The sequence below is a fragment of the Inquilinus limosus genome, from assembly GCF_051487185.1.
GTDB lineage: Bacteria > Pseudomonadota > Alphaproteobacteria > DSM-16000 > Inquilinaceae > Inquilinus > Inquilinus limosus_F.
Map to the genome: position 1 here is coordinate 56044 of NZ_JAHVDK010000018.1, position 15231 is coordinate 71274.

Genomic DNA, 15231 nt, shown 5'->3' on the forward strand with positions numbered 1-15231 from the left:
CGCGGCAGTTGCGGCTTGTTCTTCTTCCCAGAACACGGGCCGTACTGTCGCGGTTCCTGACCCGCGTCGGTCAGGGATGGCGAGGCGGGGCGAGAGACGGGCTTCCTACTTGACCGCGCCCGCGGTCAGGCCCCGGATGATGTAGCGCTCGAGGAACACGCCGATGACCGCGAGCGGCGCGATCGCCGCGGTCGACAGCGCCGCCATCGACCACCAGTTGATGCCCTGCGAGCCGGTCTGGCTGGCCACCATCACCGGCAGGGTCTTGGCGTCTGTGCTGGTCAGGAGCGCGGCGAAGAAATACTCGTTCCAGCACAGCACCACCGACAGGATGAAGGCCGCCACCATGCCGGGCAGGGCCAGCGGCACCACGATGCGCAGGAAGGCCTGCCACACCGTTGCACCGTCGACCCGCGCCGCCTCCTCCAGCTCGATCGGGATCGAGGCGAACTGGTCGCGCATGATCCAGATCACGATCGGCAGCACCATCAGGGCATAGACCAGGATCAGCCCGATCCGTGTGTCGAGCAGCGCCAGCTCCTTGTAGAGCACCAGGAACGGCATCGCCAGGACCACCGGCGGCAGGATCAGCTGCGACAGAAACCAGAAGGAGATGTCCTTGTTGCGCCACGGCCCGAACCGGTAGCGGAAGCGGCTGAGGCCGTAGGCGGCAAGCGAGCCGATGGCGACCGCCAGCACCGAGGCGCCGATCGAGGCCACGACGCTGTTCTCGAAGCGCAGCAGGAACTCCTCCCGCACCGTCGAGGTGGCGCCGATCGTGTCCGGCGACAGGCCGAGCGAGCGCCAGCCGCGCCAGTCCGGCAGGAAGTCGATCCACGGGATCAGGTGGCCCCGGGTGACGTCGACCGCGGTCTTGAACGAGGTCGTCACCGTCCAGTAGACCGGGAACAGCGAGATGAAGGCCCAGAGCAGCGCCGCGGCATAGAGCAGCGTGCGGCCGGACAGGCGCCGGAGGCGCAGGGGCGCCACGCCGCTCATGTCAGCCGCCGCATCCAGCGGCTGACCAGGCTCAGGAGTGCGCTGACAAAGACGATGATCATCACGAAATAGACCTGCGCCAGCATGGTGCCGTAGCCGACATTCGATCGGTCCCGGTACTCGCGATAGATGAAGCTCGACACCGTGTCGGTGGCGCCGCCGGGCCCGCCCGCCGTCACATTGATGACGATGTCGGCCAGCTTCAGCTCGAAGATGATCCTGAGGACCACGGCGGTGACGCTGACCGGCAGCATCAGCGGGAAGGTGATCTTCCAGAAGGACTGCCAGGCCCTGGCGCCGTCGATCCGCGCGGCCTCCAGGATGTCGTTGGGCAGCGCCTGCAGCCCGGCCAGGAGCAGGATCATGACGAAGGGGATCCAGATCCAGGCGTCCATCGCCATGATGCTGAGCCGCGCCATCCAGGGCGAGGCGAAGAAGGCCGGGTTCTCCCAACCGAGAAACCGGGCCAGCGACGCCGCCGGGCCGAAGCGGTACTCCATGATCGACTTGCCGATCATCCAGCTGACCGCGACCGGGCTCAGCATGAACGGCATCAGGAAGGCGACGCGGAAGAACTTCCGGGCCCGGATCTCGGCATTCAGCAGCAGTGCCAGGCCGAAGGCGATGGCGTATTGCACCAGCACCGCCAGCACGTACCAGACCATGTTGCCGAGCGCGTTCCAGTAGTAGGGATCGGCCCAGAGGGTCCGGAGGTTGTCGAGGCCGTTGAGCTGCCGGCCGGCGAAGGAGCTGAGGTTCCAGTCGGTGAAGGCGATGTAGAGGCCGAAGATGGTCGGGAAGATCACCATCGAGACGGTGAACAGCACCGCGGGCAGCAGGAACAGCGCCCGGTGCCCGGCCTCGCCCCGGATCATCACCTGCCCGGCGCCGAGCGCCACCGCCCAGGCCAGATAGGCGTAGAGCAGGGGGCGCCAGGTCTCGAAGCCGATCGCGACGATCCCGGCCGTGTCCAGCACCTGCAGCAGCAGCATTGCCACGAGGCCGAGGGTGGCGAGCCCGATCAGCCATCTGCCCGCGGTCTTGCGGCCGGCGGGGATGTGCGACGAGACGGCCTTGTAGCTGTGATCGCCGCCGAGGGCGCCGACTTCGATCTCCGCTTCGCTCATGCTGGTCCGGACTCGTAGAAGGCCACGAGGGCGCAGATGAACATTGCCCCCCCTCCCGTTACGGGAGGGGGAGACAAAGAAGGAAGCGGTTCGGACACTGCTTTGATCACATCGGACGTCACAATCCGAGCGACGCTCTGTACAGGGCGAGCTGCTTGTCCCGGCCGATCTGGTCGGTGATCTTCTCCCAGGCTGCGGCGATGGCATCGGCGCCCTGCTGGGCGGTGCTCTTGCCGGCGAAGACCTTGGCCAGCTCGTCCTCGGCCACGCTGTAGTACTGGAAGATGCCGGGGATGCGCGGTTCGACCGCGGCGTTCGGGTGGTTGTAGGAGGTCGACTGCGAGTTCAGGTAGGAGGTGGTGTAGGCCTCATCGTAGCCGGCGGAGACCCATTCCGGGATGTTGAAATGGCTGTTCCGGTAGGGCTGGAAGCCGGAGGGATAGGCCGCCGTCCACAGCGACAGGTCCTTGCCGCCGATATGCGCTGCGGCGCTCCAGGCCGCCTTGTGCTTGGCCGAGTCGCTGTCGACCCGGGCCATGACATAGACGCCCCAGCCGAGATAGGCCATGTTCGGCGCGTAGTTCGGGCCGCTCGGCAGCTTCTCCCAGGCGCCGGTCTTGGCGTTGTAGACGTCGTCCGAGCCCGGCAGGATGCTGAAGCCGCAGACATCGCCGACCACCGAGGAGTCGCTGGTGTTCGCCATCGATCCCACGTCGCCCCACCAGGCCAGCATCGACCCGGTCCCGGCCAGGAACTGCTGGAAGGCCGTGGTGTTCGGGTCGGCGCCGAGCTGGTCGGCCGGCTCCGACGGCAGGGCGTCGATCACGTCCTGGATCGCCCGCACCCAGGCGGGATTGTTGATCCGCGGCTTCATGGTGTCGACGTCGAACAGCCAGGCCTTGTCGTCCGGATGCTTGGCATAGGCCGTGGCCCGGCTGCCCAGGAAGTAGAAGCCGAAGCCGCCCCAGGCCTTGGGCGCGTCGAGATAACCGTAGACGTCCTGGCCGCCGACCTTCTTGCCCTTCAGGAACTTGGTCACCGCCTGGACCTGTTGCCAAGTCTTGGGCACGCCCCACTCGCCCTGGCCGCCGGACTCCTTCCAGGCCTGCGCGAGATCGGGGTCGGAGAAGACGTCGGTACGATAGTTGAAGTTGTGGCAGTCGCCGTCGATCGAGATCCGGTAGGTCTTGCCGTTCCAGGTGCCGACCGGGGCCTTCAGATAGGCGACATAATCGTCCATCTCGATCTGGGTCTTGACCCAGTCCGGCATCTCCGAGGCCAGGCCCTTGCCGCAGACGTCGCCCTCGAACGGGGCGCCCATCTCGAGGATGTCGAAATCCACCGTGCCGGTGGCGATCGATTGCTGCAGCCGCGGGTTGTAGTCGGCCTGGGCCAGGTCGATCCAGGTGATCTTGGCGCCGGTGTAGGTCTCCCAAGGCCGCAGGAAGCCGCGGAACAGCAGGTTGTGCAGGTTCTGGTTGTTCAGCCCCATGAAGGTGAGCTGGACGCCCTTGAACTCGCCCTCCTTGATCGCTGCCTTGGTCGGGCCGAGGCACAGCTCGCCCACCTTCTGCCAATCGGCGTCGGTCGGCGATCCTTTGCCGACGCCCGGGATCTGCAGGATCTGGGCGCGCAGGTCACCCTGCGCCAATGCCGTCGACGACAAGGGGCCGAATAGGCCGGCCGTTCCCAGGGCGGCGCCAAGTCCCGCCGCACCCTTCAAGACCGAGCGCCGGCTGGCCTGCATCCCGACAAGACGGCCGTAATCTTCGAGCTTCACCGTGAAACCTCCCTGTGTTCTTCGCCTTGGTTCGTTATCGCCCCGTCGGACCGGCATCACCGCCGACCGATACCGACATCGTGGTCGGAGCCGCGAACAAGCGTTTCAAACCGCGAGCGGCCGTGAAACGTTTCATGCGGTCCCGACCTCCGTTGCGATTTCGGCGGGTGATGAAGGCGATCCTGAGTATGATGCGGGCTCGACGGGGGCGCAAGGGAGCGGCCGGGGAGTCGCATACGTCCCTCGAAGGAAGGGAGAAGGGACGCGCGGATGGCAGGTGCGGGCAATTTCCAACGGGTGTTCGGCGACCGGAAGCCGGTGATCGCCATGGTCCATTTCGGCGCCCTGCCGGGCGCGCCGCTCCACGACATGGCGGCGGGGCTGAACGGGCTGCTCGAAGGCGCGCGCCGGGACCTCCTGGCGCTGCAGGCGGCCGGCTTCGACGCCGTGATGTTCGGCAATGAGAACGACCGGCCCTACGAGTTCAAGGTCGACCCGGCCTCGACAGCGACCATGGCCTATCTTATCGGCCGGCTGCGGCCGGAGATCACGGTGCCCTTCGGCGTCAACGTGCTGTGGGACCCGATCAGCACGGTCGCGCTGGCCGCCGCCACCGGCGCCGCCTTCGTCCGCGAGATCATGACCGGCACCTATGCCTCCGACATGGGTCCGTGGAACCCCGATGCCGGGGCGGCGATGCGCTACCGCGACCGGCTCGGCCGCCGGGACCTGGCCATGCTGTACAACATCTCGGCCGAGTTCGCCTGGTCGCTGGACCGGCGCAGCCTGGTCGACCGGGCGCGCAGCGCGGTGTTCTCCAGCATTCCGGACGCGGTCCTGGTCTCGGGCGCGATCACCGGCGAAGCCGCGGCCATGTCCGACCTCGAGGCAGTCAAGCAGGCCCTGCCGCACACCCCGGTCCTGGCCAACACCGGCGTCAAGCACGAGACGGTGGCCGACGTGCTGCGGGTGGCGGATGGCTGCATCGTCGGCTCCTCGCTCAAGATCGACGGCAACACCTGGAACCCGGTCGACCCCGACCGCGCGGCCGAGTTCATGCGGCTGGCGCGGGCGGCACGGCAGGGCTGACGGCGATGACGACGGAGCTGCCAGGCGACGATCCGGTCAAGCGGCGCCTTCGCGGGCTGGTCTCGGAGCTGATGCTGATCCCGGGCCTCAGCGGCCATGAGGGCCGGGTCCGGCGGCACCTCGCCGGGCGGCTGTCGGGGCTCGGCATCGCGTCGCGCACCGACCGGCTCGGCAACCTGATCGCGACGATCGAAGGCACGGTCGGGGGGCCCAGCGTGATGCTGTTCGCCCATATGGACCAGCTCGGCCTGATCGTCCGCAAGATCGAGCCGGGCGGCCTGGTGCGGGTGGAGCGGCTGGGCGGGGTGCCGGAGAAGGCGCTGCCCTCGCAGCCCGTGGTGTTCTGCACCGGCGGCCGCGACGTGCCGGGCGTGATCGCCAACAAGAGCCACCACGCGACCTCGCAAGAGGAGAAGTACCGGGTCCTGCCCTATCCCGAGATCTACATCGATGCCGGCTTCGACAGCGCCGCCGACGCGCTGGCCGCCGGCATCGATATCGGCACGCCGGTGGTCTACGCGCCGAAGGTGGTGGAGCTGGCCGGCGACCGCATCGCCGGCACTGCGGTGGACGACCGCGCCGGCTGCGCCGTGATCGTCGAGGCCGCCCGGGCGCTGCTGGCGACACCGCGGCGGCCGACCGTGCATCTGGTGTTCTCGGTGCAGGAGGAGTTCAACCTGCGCGGCGCGGTGACGGCGGCGCAGGTGCTGGCGCCCGACATCGCGATCCAGCTCGACATCGTCCTCGCCACCGACACGCCGGACATGGCGCAGCGCGGCGACGTCCGGCTCGGCGGCGGCCCGGCGATGAGCCTGTACAGCTTTCACGGCCGCGGCACGCTGAACGGCACCATCCCGCATCCGGCGCTGGTCGCCCTGTTCGGCGAGACCGCCCGCGGCGAGGGCATCCCCCTGCAGAAGAGCGCCCATGTCGGCCTGCTGACCGATTCCTCCTATGTCCAGCTGGTCCATGCCGGCGTCGCCGCGATCGATCTCGGCTTCCCGGCCCGCGGCACCCATTCCTCGCTCGAGATCTGCGACCTCTCCGACCTCGCCGGGCTCGTGCGCCTCCTCGCCGCCGGCATCGGCCGCATCGATGAAAGCCTCAGCCTCGACCGCGATCGGTATGTGACATGACCCATTACCTCGGAATCGACATCGGAACCTTCGAATCCAAGGGCGTTCTGGTGGCGGCCGACGGCCGGATCGTCGCCATGGCCGCCAAGCCGCACAAGCTAATCGTGCCGCAGCCTGGCTGGGCCGAGCACCGGCCGCGCGAGGATTGGTGGGACGACGTCACCTTCCTCTGCCGCAAGCTGCTGGCCGACAGCGGCGTGCCGGCCGCCTCGATCCGCGCGGTCGGAACCAGCGCCATCGGGCCGTGCATGCTGCCGGTCGACGCCGCCGGCGAGCCGCTGATGAACGGTGTGCTCTACGGCGTCGACACTCGAGCGCATCAGGAGATCGCGGATCTGACGGCGCAGATCGGTGAAGACGTGCTGGTCGACCGCTGCGGCAACGCCCTGACCTCGCAGTCGGTCGGGCCGAAGATCCTTTGGCTCAAGCGCAACCGGCCGGAGATCTTTGCCCGCACGGCGAAGATCCTGACCTCGACCTCGTTCCTGGTGCACAGGCTGACCGGGCGCTTCGTCATCGACCACTACACCGCGGCGAATTCCAGCCCTTTCTATCTGGCCGACGAACTGACCTGGAGCGAGGAGCTGGCCCCCGGCATCGTCGACCTCGACAAGATGCCGGATCTGGCCTGGAGCACGGATATCGTCGGCACCGTCACCCGACAGGCGGCGGAGGAGACCGGGCTGGCCGAGGGCACGCCAGTGATCGCCGGCACCATCGACGCGGCGGCGGAGGCGGTCAGCGTCGGCGTGCTCGACACCGGCGACATGATGGTGATGTACGGCTCGACCATCTTCACCATCCTGCTGACGGACTCACGGCTGCGCGATCCGCGGCTGTGGTGGGCGCCCTGGCTGATGCCCGGCCAGCACGCGGCGCTGGCGGGCCTCGCCACCAGCGGCACGCTGAGCCACTGGTTCCGCGACCAGTTCGGCCGCGATCTCGACCCGGCCTTGGCGATCCCGGCGCTGGTGGCGGAGGCGGAGCAGTCGCCGCCCGGGGCGAAAGGTCTGGTGCTGCTGCCCTATTTCTCCGGCGAGCGCACGCCGATCCACGACCCGCAGGCCAAGGGCGTGCTGTTCGGCCTCAACCTGACCCACACCCGGGGCGACATCTGCCGGGCGCTGTTCGAGGGCATCGCCTGCGGCACCGCGCACATCATCGAGACATATCTGGAGGCCGGGCAGAAGCCCCGCGCGGTCTTCGCGGTCGGCGGCGGCACCAAGAACCGGGTGTGGTCGCAGGCGACCTCCGACATCTCCGGGCATCCGCAGATCCTGCGGCAGAAGACGGTGGGCGCCAGCTACGGCGACGCCTTCCTGGCCGCGCTCGCGGTCGGCGACGTCCGGCCGGGCGACATCCGCGACTGGAACCCGACCGCCTCGGAGGTGACGCCCGACCCGGCCCATGCCGAGGTCTACCGGCGGCAGTTCGGCGTATTCAAGGAGCTGTATCCGGCAACGCGGGAGCTGATGCGTCGTTTGGACGGGTAGGGTGGTTCGGCACTAAGCCCGCCTGGCCCACGCCGTCATCGCGAGCGCAGCGAAGCGATCCAGCGGCGCCGGCCCCTGGATTGCTTCGTCGGCTTCGCCTCCTCGCAATGACGGCTTTGGGTGACGGCCGCCGGCCTCACGACCCGGCGTTGGCCTGCTGCTGCGGCAGCGGCTGAACCGGCATGCCGGGGCCGATCTTCTGCAGGTTGCCGGTGATGACGCGGTCGCTCTCGGCCAGACCCTTCTCGACCGTCACCAGCTCGCCCAGCGTGGGGCCGAGCGAGACCAGGCGCTGGTCGACGGTGTTGTCCTTGCCGATCACATAGACGTATTTGCCGAACTGCCCCGACCCGACCGCGACCTGCGGCACCATCAGCGCGTTCGGCTGCTGCTTCAGATGCAGGCGGATGCGGACATACTGGCCCGGCAGCAGCGTCAGGTCGGGATTGGCCACGGTGGCGCGGGCCACGATCGTGCCGGTGGCGTGGTCGACCGCGTTGTCGAGGAAGGTCAGTTCGCCCTTGTAGCGCGGCTCGGTCTCGCCCGACAGCAGGATGTCGGCCTCGACCTTGCCGTCGGCCTTGGCCTCCAGGATCCGCGCCAGCTCGGTCTCGCTCGGGTTGAAGGTGACGTAGATCGGGTCGAGCTGGACCAGCGTGTTCAGCACCGTGTTGCCGACGCTGACCAGCGTGCCTTCCGGTGCCTGGTTGCGCCCGAGCCGCCCGGCGAAGGGGGCCCGGATCTCGGTGTAGCTCAGATTCAGCTCGGCCTGGCGCAGCGCCGCCCGGTTGCTGGCCAGCGTCGCCTCGGCCTGGCGCAGATTGCTGGAGCGCTGGTCGAAGGTGTCCTTGTCGAGCCAGCCGTTCTTGCTCAGCTCGCTGCCGCGGTCGAAGTTGGAGCGCAGATACTCGATCTGGGCGGTGTCGCGCTGCACCTGGGCATTGGCCTGGTCCAGCGCGGCCTGGTAGTCGCGTGGGTCGATCCTGTAGAGCAGATCGCCCTGCTTGACGTCGCTGCCGTCGGCCGCCGGCTGCGACTGGATGTAGCCGGAGACCTTGGCCAGGAGCGCGACGTTGCGGATCGATTCCGTGCGCGCCGAATATTCCAGGTCGACCGGGATCGTCTTCTTGACCACCGGCGCCACCGGCACCGGCATGACGAAGGCGGCGGGCGCGGCCGCGTTCGCGGTCTCGCCGCCCAACGACGGCACCTCGCGCTTGACCACATAGAGGCCGGTGGACAGCACCGCCGCCGTGACGACAGCCGATCCGAGAATGATGCCCAAGGCGCGCATGGCGCGGCTCTCCAATCCTATTCAGCGGCGCCCTCGACCTCCGGCCCGAAACGGTGGCCGGCGGGGGAGGGGGCGGGTTGCGTTTGGGTGCGGCTCTCGCGCAGCGACTCGATCACCGCATAGAACACCGGGACGAAGATCAGCGTCAGGATGGTGGCGGCGACCATGCCGCCGAACACCGTGGTACCGATCGACTGGCGGCTGGCGGCGCCCGCCCCGGTCGCGAACATCAGCGGCACGACGCCCAGGATGAAGGCGAAGGCCGTCATCAGGATCGGGCGGAGGCGCAGGCGCCCGGCCTCCGCCGCCGCTTCGACGATGCTATAGCCCTGCTCGCGCAGCCGCTTGGCGAACTCCACGATCAGGATGGCGTTCTTGGCCGCCAGGCCGATCAGCATGACGAAGCCGATCTGAGAGTAAACGTCGATCTGCATCTCCCGGATCCACAGCGCCGCGAAGGCGCCGAACAGGGCCAGCGGCACCGCCAGCAGGACCATGAACGGCATCGACCAGCTCTCGTACTGCGCCGCCAGGATCAGGAAGACGAAGACGATGGCGAGGCCGAAGACGATCGCAGCGATCGAGCCCGCCTTCAGCTCCTGGAAGGTGATGCCGGTCCATTCATAGCCGAAGTCGCGCGGCAGGGCCGTCGCCGCCGCCCGCTCCATCGCCGCGATCGCCTGGCCCGAGCTGTAGCCCGGCGCCGGGGCGCCGTTGATCTTGGCCGAGTTGTAGTTGTTGTAGCGCGGCACCGTCTCCGGCCCCACGGTCGGCTTCAGCTCGCCGAGCGTGCTCAGCGGCACCATGCCGCCCGAGGCGTTGCGGACATAGAGGCGGGAGATGTCGGCGGCCGAGCCGCGTGCGTCCTTGTCCGCCTGCAGGGTGACGCGGAAGGTGCGGCCGAACAGGTTGAAGTCGTTGACGTAGAGCGAGCCGAGATAGATCTGCAGCGTGTTGAACACGTCCGGCAGGCTGAGGCCCAGCAGCTTCGCCTTGTTGCGGTCGAGGTCGTAGTTGAACTGCGGCGTCGAGGTGCTGAAAGTGGTGAACAGCTGGTGCGGGTCGAGCTCCGGCTGCTTGCGCGCCTCGGCCATCACCGCCTGGGTGGCCGCGTTCAGCGCCTCGACGCCCTGGCCGGTCAGGTCCTCGACCTGGAATTCGAAGCCGCCGGTGGTGCTGATGCCGGGGATGGAGGGCGGATCGAAGCTGAGCGCGAAGGCCTCCGGGATCTGCAGCAGCTGGCCGCGGACCCGGTTGACGATGGCCGTGGCGCTCAGATCCGGGCCGCGCTCGGCCCAGGGCGTCAGGATGGCGAATTCGACGGCGGAGTTCGACTGGGCCGCGCTGGTCAGGAAGTTGAAGCCGCTGATCGAGCCGACGGTCTCGACGCCCGGTGTCGCCTGCAGGATCTCGCGCACCTGCTTCGCCACCGCGTCGGTGCGCTCCAGCGACGCGCCGTCCGGCAGCTGGATGACGACGAAGAAATAGCCCTGGTCCTCGACCGGCAGGAAGGTCGAGGCCAGCCGGGTGGACACCCAGTATGTCGCGCCCAGCCCGGCCACGAACAGGGCCAGCACCGGCCAGCGGAAGCGGATCAGCCAGCGCACCGATGCGGCATAGGCGTGCGACAGCCAGGTGAAACCGGCGTTGAACCAGCGGAACAGGATGAAGCTGCCGGGCGGCCGGTGGCGCAGGAAGGCGGCGCTCAGCGACGGGCTCAGCGTCAGCGAGTTGATCGCAGAGAGCCCGACCGAGATGGCGACGGTGAGGGCGAACTGGTTGTACAGCCGGCCGGAGACGCCGGGGATGAAGGCGACCGGGATGAACACCGCCATCAGCACGGCGGTGGTGGCGATGATCGGGCCGGTGACCTCGTTCATCGCCTTGCGCGTGGCCGCCAGCGGCGGCAGGCCGGCCTCGAGCTGCCGTTCGACGTTCTCGACTACGACGATGGCGTCGTCGACGACCAGGCCGATCGCCAGCACCATGCCGAGCAGGCTCAGCATGTTCAGCGAGAAGCCCATCATCTCCATGATCGCCAGCGTCGCCACCAGCGACACCGGGATGGCGATGGTCGGGATGATGGTGGTGCGCCAGTTCTGCAGGAAGATGAACACCACCAGCACGACCAGGATCAGCGCCTCGATCAGCGTGACCAGCACGTCTTCCATCGCCGCCGAGACGAAGCGGGTGGTGTCGTAGCGCATCCCGTATTCGATGCCCTTGGGGAAGCGCTTCGACAGGCCCTCCATCGTGTCCTTGACCGCCTGCTGCAGCGCCAGCGCGTTCGATCCCGGAGCCTGGAACACGCCGATCACCACGGCGGGCCGGCCGCCGAAATCGCCGGAGGAGGAGTATTGCAGGGCGCCGAGCTCGATCCGGGCGACGTCGCGCAGCCGCACCACCGATCCGGTCTGGGTGTCGGTGCGGACGACGATGTCCCCGAACTGGCCCGGGTCGCTCAGGCGGCCGGTGGCGTTGATCTGCATCTCGAACGGCGTGCCGGCCGGGGCGGGCGACTGGCCGATCTTGCCGGCCGCCACCTGCAGGTTCTGCTCGGCGATCGCGTTCTGCACGTCGACCGCGGTGATGCCGAGATTGGCCAGCTTGTCCGGATCCAGCCAGACACGCATCGAATAGCGCCGCTCGCCGAAGATCTGGACGTCGCCGACGCCGGGCAGGCGCTTGATCGGGTCGACGATCTGCAGATAGGCGTAGTTGCTGAGCGACACCGGGTCGACCGACCCGTCCGGCGAGGTCAGATCGACGATCAGGACGAAGTTCGGGTTCTGCTTCTTGATCGTGACGCCGCCCTGGTTGACGATCGCCGGCAGCGACGAGGCCGCCTGGGACACCCGGTTCTGGACGTCGACCGCGCCGATGGCCAGCGGATAGCCGACCTCGAAGGTGACGGTGATGTTCGAGCTGCCGTCATTGGAGCTGGTCGAGGACATGTAGGTCATGCCCTCGACGCCGTTGATCTGCTGCTCCAGCGGCGTGGTCACGGTGTCGGCCACGACCTGGGCGCTGGCGCCCGGGTAGTTGGCGGTGACGACGACCTGCGGCGGCGTGATGTCGGGGAACTGCGAGACCGGCAGCAGGAAGTAGCAGATGCCGCCCGCCAGCACCATGATCACCGCGATCGCCGAGGCGAAGATCGGGCGCTGGATGAAGAAGCCTACCATGACCGGGACGCCCACTTTGCGGTCCGGCCGAGCCGACGGCGCCGGTCCGCGCTGCCGTGACGCGCGCCGCAGGAAAATGCCGAGGCCGACCCGTAGGCCATGGTAAACCTCTTGGTTAGTTAACCTTATGGTTGATTATCGTTCCGGCGGGACGTCGTCAAGCAGAGCTTCGTCCCCAACACCCTCCGGCTGGGTCGGATCTTGACCCGACCTCACTAGGGTGTTACCGGTAAGTAACAGTATTGGTCTAGACCGATCATAGCGTCAAGGGCAAACCAGCAGCTATGACGACGATCACACCCCCAAGGGCGGAGGGCCTGTCGGGGTCCTGCTGCGGGCTTCGACCGCGGGACCGGATTCTCGGCACCGCCCGGGAGCTGTTCCACAGATACGGGTACAAGGGTGTCGGCGTCGACACCATCGCCGAGGCGGCCGGCACCAACAAGATGACGCTGTACCGGCATTTCGGCTCGAAGGACGATCTGATCGTCGAGTGCCTGCAGCGGATCGCTGAAGAGGCCGACGCAATCTGGGCCCGCTTCGAGGACAAGCATCCCGGCGACCCCAGGGCGCAGCTGCACGAATGGGTCCGGGCCGGGGCCGAATGCGCGATTGCTGACGCGCGCGGCTGCGACATGGTCAATGCCGCGGTCGAGCTGACCGAGTCGGACCATCCGGCCCGGCGTGTGATCGAGGACTTCAAGACGGCCCAGCGCGACCGCCTGGTGCGGCTGTGCCGGGCCGCCGGCGCCGCCCAGGCGGAGCTGCTGGCCGACACGCTGTGGCTGCTTCTGGAGGGCGCCCGGGTGAGTCGGCAGAGCGTCGGCGCCGAGGGACCTAGCGCGCGCTTCATCCGCATGGCCGAGGCGATCATCGCCGCCTTCCTGCCGCGCGGTCCCGCCGCGCCCTGATCACGCCCCTGGCTACACGGCGCCGAGCCGCAGCAGGATCCGGGCCAGGGCATCGAAATGCTCGGTCGGGACGGACTCGCCGACCTTGCCTTCGGCGTGCAGCTGCTGCGCCAGGAGGGGCGCCGTCTCCACCGGCACCTCGCCCAGGCCGCGCTTGAACGACTTGCTGACCAGGACCGGCACCGGCGTCTCGCCGGAGACGAAGCGGATGCCCACCGTGACCTCGCCGTCGGTGACATAGAGCGTCGGCGCGGATGACCGGCCCTCGCCGCGGGCCAGACCGCGATGCAGCTGCCGCCGGGTGCTGCGGATGTGCGGATCGCCTTCCTGCTCCTTGCGCTCGCGCTTCATCTCGGTGCGGGTCATCCGCTGGTCGCGCAGGAACAGCCAGCGCTGCAGCGCCATGTCGGCGAGCGCGAAGACCAGAAGCACCGCGATGATGCCGATCAGCACCGGCTTCAGGGTCGCCACCAGCACCAGGCCGATGCAGTCGCGGCCGCATTGCGGCGCCACCAGCACCGCCCGCAGCGCCCCGAGGGCGAGCAGCCCGATCACCGCGATCAGGGTGCAGGCCTTCACCACCGACTTCACGAACTCCAGCAGGTTGCGCAGACTGAACAGCCGCTGGAAGCCGCTGACCGGGTTGATCTTCTCGCCGCGCGGCACCAGCGGGTCGAGCGAGAAGGGGATGCCGCGCAGGAAGCCGACATTGGCGAGGATGCTGGCGACGACGACGACCAGCACCAGCGGGGCCACGATCCGGGTCGCCAGCGCCAGGAGCGTCGGCAGGATGGTGTAGCTCTCGTGGAAGGGCTTGGCGGTCAGGGCGATCGGTTCGGTCAGGATGGCGCGGAACGCCTCCATGATCTCCGGCCCCTCGACCCCGAGATAGAGGAAGCCGGCGACGAGCGCCACCACCGTGACCAGGTCGCGGCTGTGCGCCACCTGCCCCTTGCGCCTTGCGTCCGCCAGCTTCTTGGCGCTCGCTGGAAGACTTTTGTCCTCGCTGCCGCCCTGGCTCACGGCAGCACGGTCCGGGCGAGGTCGAGCACGCCACGGAGCGCGCCGAGGCTGTCGTCGAAATACGGCACCAGGAAGATCGCATAGATCGGCAGCACCAGCACCAGCGCCGCCGATTTCAGCGACAGCGACAGGTCGAAGACGTTGAGCTGCGGCGCCATCCGGCCGATCACGGCGAGCGTGATGTCGGCCAGCAGCATGACGATCACCAGCGGCACCGCCAGCAGCAGGCCGAGCCGGACCACGCGGTCGAGCAGGCCGAGCAGCAGCATCGGCGTCTCCCCGGTGAAGGGCGGCAGCAGCTCGGTGACCGGCCACAGCGCATAGCTGCGGTACAGCGCGTCGGCCAGCACGCCCAGGCCGTTGCCGGCGAAGAACAGGGCCAGCAGCACCAGCACGAACAGCGTGCCGACCGGCGAGGCCTGGCCCGCGGCGTTGGGGTCGAGCAGATAGGCGCCGTTGACGCCGCGCTGCATGTCGATCAGCTCGCCGGCCGCCTCGACCGCCCAGAAGGGCAGGCCGAACAGGATGCCGAGCAGGATGCCGATCACCGCCTCCTTGGCCACCAGCATCAGCACCTGGCCGGGCCCGAGCGGCGTCAGCACCGCCAGTTCGGAGGTCACCTGCGACACCATCGGCAGGGCGATCGCGATCATCACCGCATTGCGCAGGATGCCGGTGAGGCCGAGCCAGGAGAAGATCGGCAACACCGCGGCCAGGGCGACGGAGCGGGCGATGGCGACCGACACCGCGGTGAAATAGGGCCCCACCAGCTCGGCCAGCAGGCGGAACGATTCGATCATCGCGGCTGCGCGGCGTCGGCCGGCACCGCGCCGCGGGTGATCGACGGGAAATCGTTGAAGATCCGGTCGGTGTAGCGGACCAGCGGGCTGGCCAGCATCGGGCCGAGCAGCACCAGGGCCAGCACCACGGCGATCACCTTGACCGCCATCGGCAGGGTCTGGTCCTGGATCTGCGTCACCGCCTGGAACAGGCCGACCAGGAGGCCGACCGCCGCGGCGATGGCGAGCGCCGGCAGCGACAGCAGCAGGGTGAGGGTCAGCGCCTCCTGCAGCAGATGCGAGATCACCGCCTGGTTCATGGGCGGCTCTTCCCCGGCACCGGCGGCCCTACCCTGTCATGCCCGGGCTTGACCCGGGCATCCAGGGACGAGGAGAGCTGACAGTGCTTGTGGCC

12 protein-coding genes are annotated in these 15231 nt (G+C 68.4%); 4 read left to right on the top strand and 8 right to left on the bottom strand.

Annotated features, from left to right (window positions below; genetic code table 11):
• Positions 1–105 precede the first annotated feature (105 nt).
• From KXR53_RS20565 to KXR53_RS20575, 3 genes are all read right to left on the bottom strand, one after another.
• Positions 106–999: a carbohydrate ABC transporter permease gene (locus KXR53_RS20565; protein ID WP_437377129.1), complete on the bottom strand. Its 894-nt coding sequence runs from the start codon at positions 997–999 to the stop codon at positions 106–108.
• On the bottom strand, positions 996–2126 hold the full coding sequence (locus KXR53_RS20570) for a carbohydrate ABC transporter permease (protein WP_437377130.1): 1131 nt from the start codon (positions 2124–2126) through the stop codon (positions 996–998). The genes KXR53_RS20565 and KXR53_RS20570 overlap by 4 nt, the downstream gene beginning before the upstream one ends.
• Before the next feature lie 118 nt (positions 2127–2244).
• Positions 2245–3906 (bottom strand): hypothetical protein, encoded by a 1662-nt coding sequence (locus KXR53_RS20575; RefSeq protein WP_437377131.1) that lies wholly within the window; start codon positions 3904–3906, stop codon positions 2245–2247.
• A 270-nt stretch (positions 3907–4176) separates the two neighbouring features.
• Between KXR53_RS20575 and KXR53_RS20580 the strand changes: the two genes are divergently transcribed.
• Genes KXR53_RS20580 through KXR53_RS20590 form a run of 3 tightly spaced genes read left to right on the top strand, consistent with a single transcriptional unit; the run spans position 4177 to position 7624 of the window.
• The gene (locus KXR53_RS20580) at positions 4177–4995 is read left to right on the top strand and encodes a BtpA/SgcQ family protein (protein WP_437377132.1); all 819 of its coding nucleotides are present in this window, start codon (positions 4177–4179) and stop codon (positions 4993–4995) included.
• A 5-nt stretch (positions 4996–5000) separates the two neighbouring features.
• A complete protein-coding gene (locus KXR53_RS20585) occupies positions 5001–6131 on the top strand; it encodes a M42 family metallopeptidase (protein ID WP_437377133.1) in 1131 nt (376 codons plus the stop codon).
• Positions 6128–7624, top strand: a complete 1497-nt coding sequence (locus tag KXR53_RS20590; protein ID WP_437377134.1) for an FGGY-family carbohydrate kinase — start codon at positions 6128–6130, stop codon at positions 7622–7624. Before KXR53_RS20585 ends, KXR53_RS20590 begins: the two co-directional genes overlap by 4 nt.
• A 136-nt stretch (positions 7625–7760) precedes the next feature.
• Here the strand turns inward: KXR53_RS20590 and KXR53_RS20595 are convergent, their stop codons facing one another.
• Positions 7761–8918: an efflux RND transporter periplasmic adaptor subunit gene (locus tag KXR53_RS20595; protein ID WP_437377135.1), complete on the bottom strand. Its 1158-nt coding sequence runs from the start codon at positions 8916–8918 to the stop codon at positions 7761–7763.
• A gap of 17 nt (positions 8919–8935) precedes the next feature.
• Positions 8936–12103: an efflux RND transporter permease subunit gene (locus KXR53_RS20600; RefSeq protein ID WP_437377136.1), complete on the bottom strand. Its 3168-nt coding sequence runs from the start codon at positions 12101–12103 to the stop codon at positions 8936–8938.
• Between the two features lie 284 nt (positions 12104–12387).
• Here KXR53_RS20600 and KXR53_RS20605 point away from each other — a divergent pair, with 284 nt between their 5' ends.
• Positions 12388–13014 (top strand): TetR/AcrR family transcriptional regulator, encoded by a 627-nt coding sequence (locus KXR53_RS20605; RefSeq protein ID WP_437377137.1) that lies wholly within the window; start codon positions 12388–12390, stop codon positions 13012–13014.
• A gap of 12 nt (positions 13015–13026) precedes the next feature.
• Here the strand turns inward: KXR53_RS20605 and KXR53_RS20610 are convergent, their stop codons facing one another.
• The 3 genes from KXR53_RS20610 to sctS are packed head-to-tail and all read right to left on the bottom strand — an operon-like array spanning position 13027 to position 15136.
• On the bottom strand, positions 13027–14037 hold the full coding sequence (locus KXR53_RS20610; protein WP_437377138.1) for an EscU/YscU/HrcU family type III secretion system export apparatus switch protein: 1011 nt from the start codon (positions 14035–14037) through the stop codon (positions 13027–13029).
• Positions 14034–14837 (bottom strand): type III secretion system export apparatus subunit SctT, encoded by an 804-nt coding sequence (gene sctT / locus KXR53_RS20615; protein ID WP_437377139.1) that lies wholly within the window; start codon positions 14835–14837, stop codon positions 14034–14036. Before sctT ends, KXR53_RS20610 begins: the two co-directional genes overlap by 4 nt.
• Positions 14834–15136 (bottom strand): type III secretion system export apparatus subunit SctS, encoded by a 303-nt coding sequence (sctS, locus tag KXR53_RS20620; RefSeq protein ID WP_437377140.1) that lies wholly within the window; start codon positions 15134–15136, stop codon positions 14834–14836. Before sctS ends, sctT begins: the two co-directional genes overlap by 4 nt.
• Positions 15137–15231 lie beyond the last annotated feature (95 nt).

Excerpts from the sequence above, each read along its gene's own strand:
- KXR53_RS20565 (WP_437377129.1), bottom strand. The coding sequence starts at position 999 with ATGAGCGGCGTGGCGCCCCTGCGCCTCCGGCGCCTGTCCGGCCGCACG.
- KXR53_RS20570 (WP_437377130.1), bottom strand. The coding sequence starts at position 2,126 with ATGAGCGAAGCGGAGATCGAAGTCGGCGCCCTCGGCGGCGATCACAGC.
- KXR53_RS20580 (WP_437377132.1), top strand. The coding sequence starts at position 4,177 with ATGGCAGGTGCGGGCAATTTCCAACGGGTGTTCGGCGACCGGAAGCCG.
- KXR53_RS20585 (WP_437377133.1), top strand. The coding sequence starts at position 5,001 with ATGACGACGGAGCTGCCAGGCGACGATCCGGTCAAGCGGCGCCTTCGC.
- KXR53_RS20590 (WP_437377134.1), top strand. The coding sequence starts at position 6,128 with ATGACCCATTACCTCGGAATCGACATCGGAACCTTCGAATCCAAGGGC.
- KXR53_RS20595 (WP_437377135.1), bottom strand. The coding sequence starts at position 8,918 with ATGCGCGCCTTGGGCATCATTCTCGGATCGGCTGTCGTCACGGCGGCG.
- KXR53_RS20600 (WP_437377136.1), bottom strand. The coding sequence starts at position 12,103 with ATGGTAGGCTTCTTCATCCAGCGCCCGATCTTCGCCTCGGCGATCGCG.
- KXR53_RS20605 (WP_437377137.1), top strand. The coding sequence starts at position 12,388 with ATGACGACGATCACACCCCCAAGGGCGGAGGGCCTGTCGGGGTCCTGC.
- sctT (WP_437377139.1), bottom strand. The coding sequence starts at position 14,837 with ATGATCGAATCGTTCCGCCTGCTGGCCGAGCTGGTGGGGCCCTATTTC.
- sctS (WP_437377140.1), bottom strand. The coding sequence starts at position 15,136 with ATGAACCAGGCGGTGATCTCGCATCTGCTGCAGGAGGCGCTGACCCTC.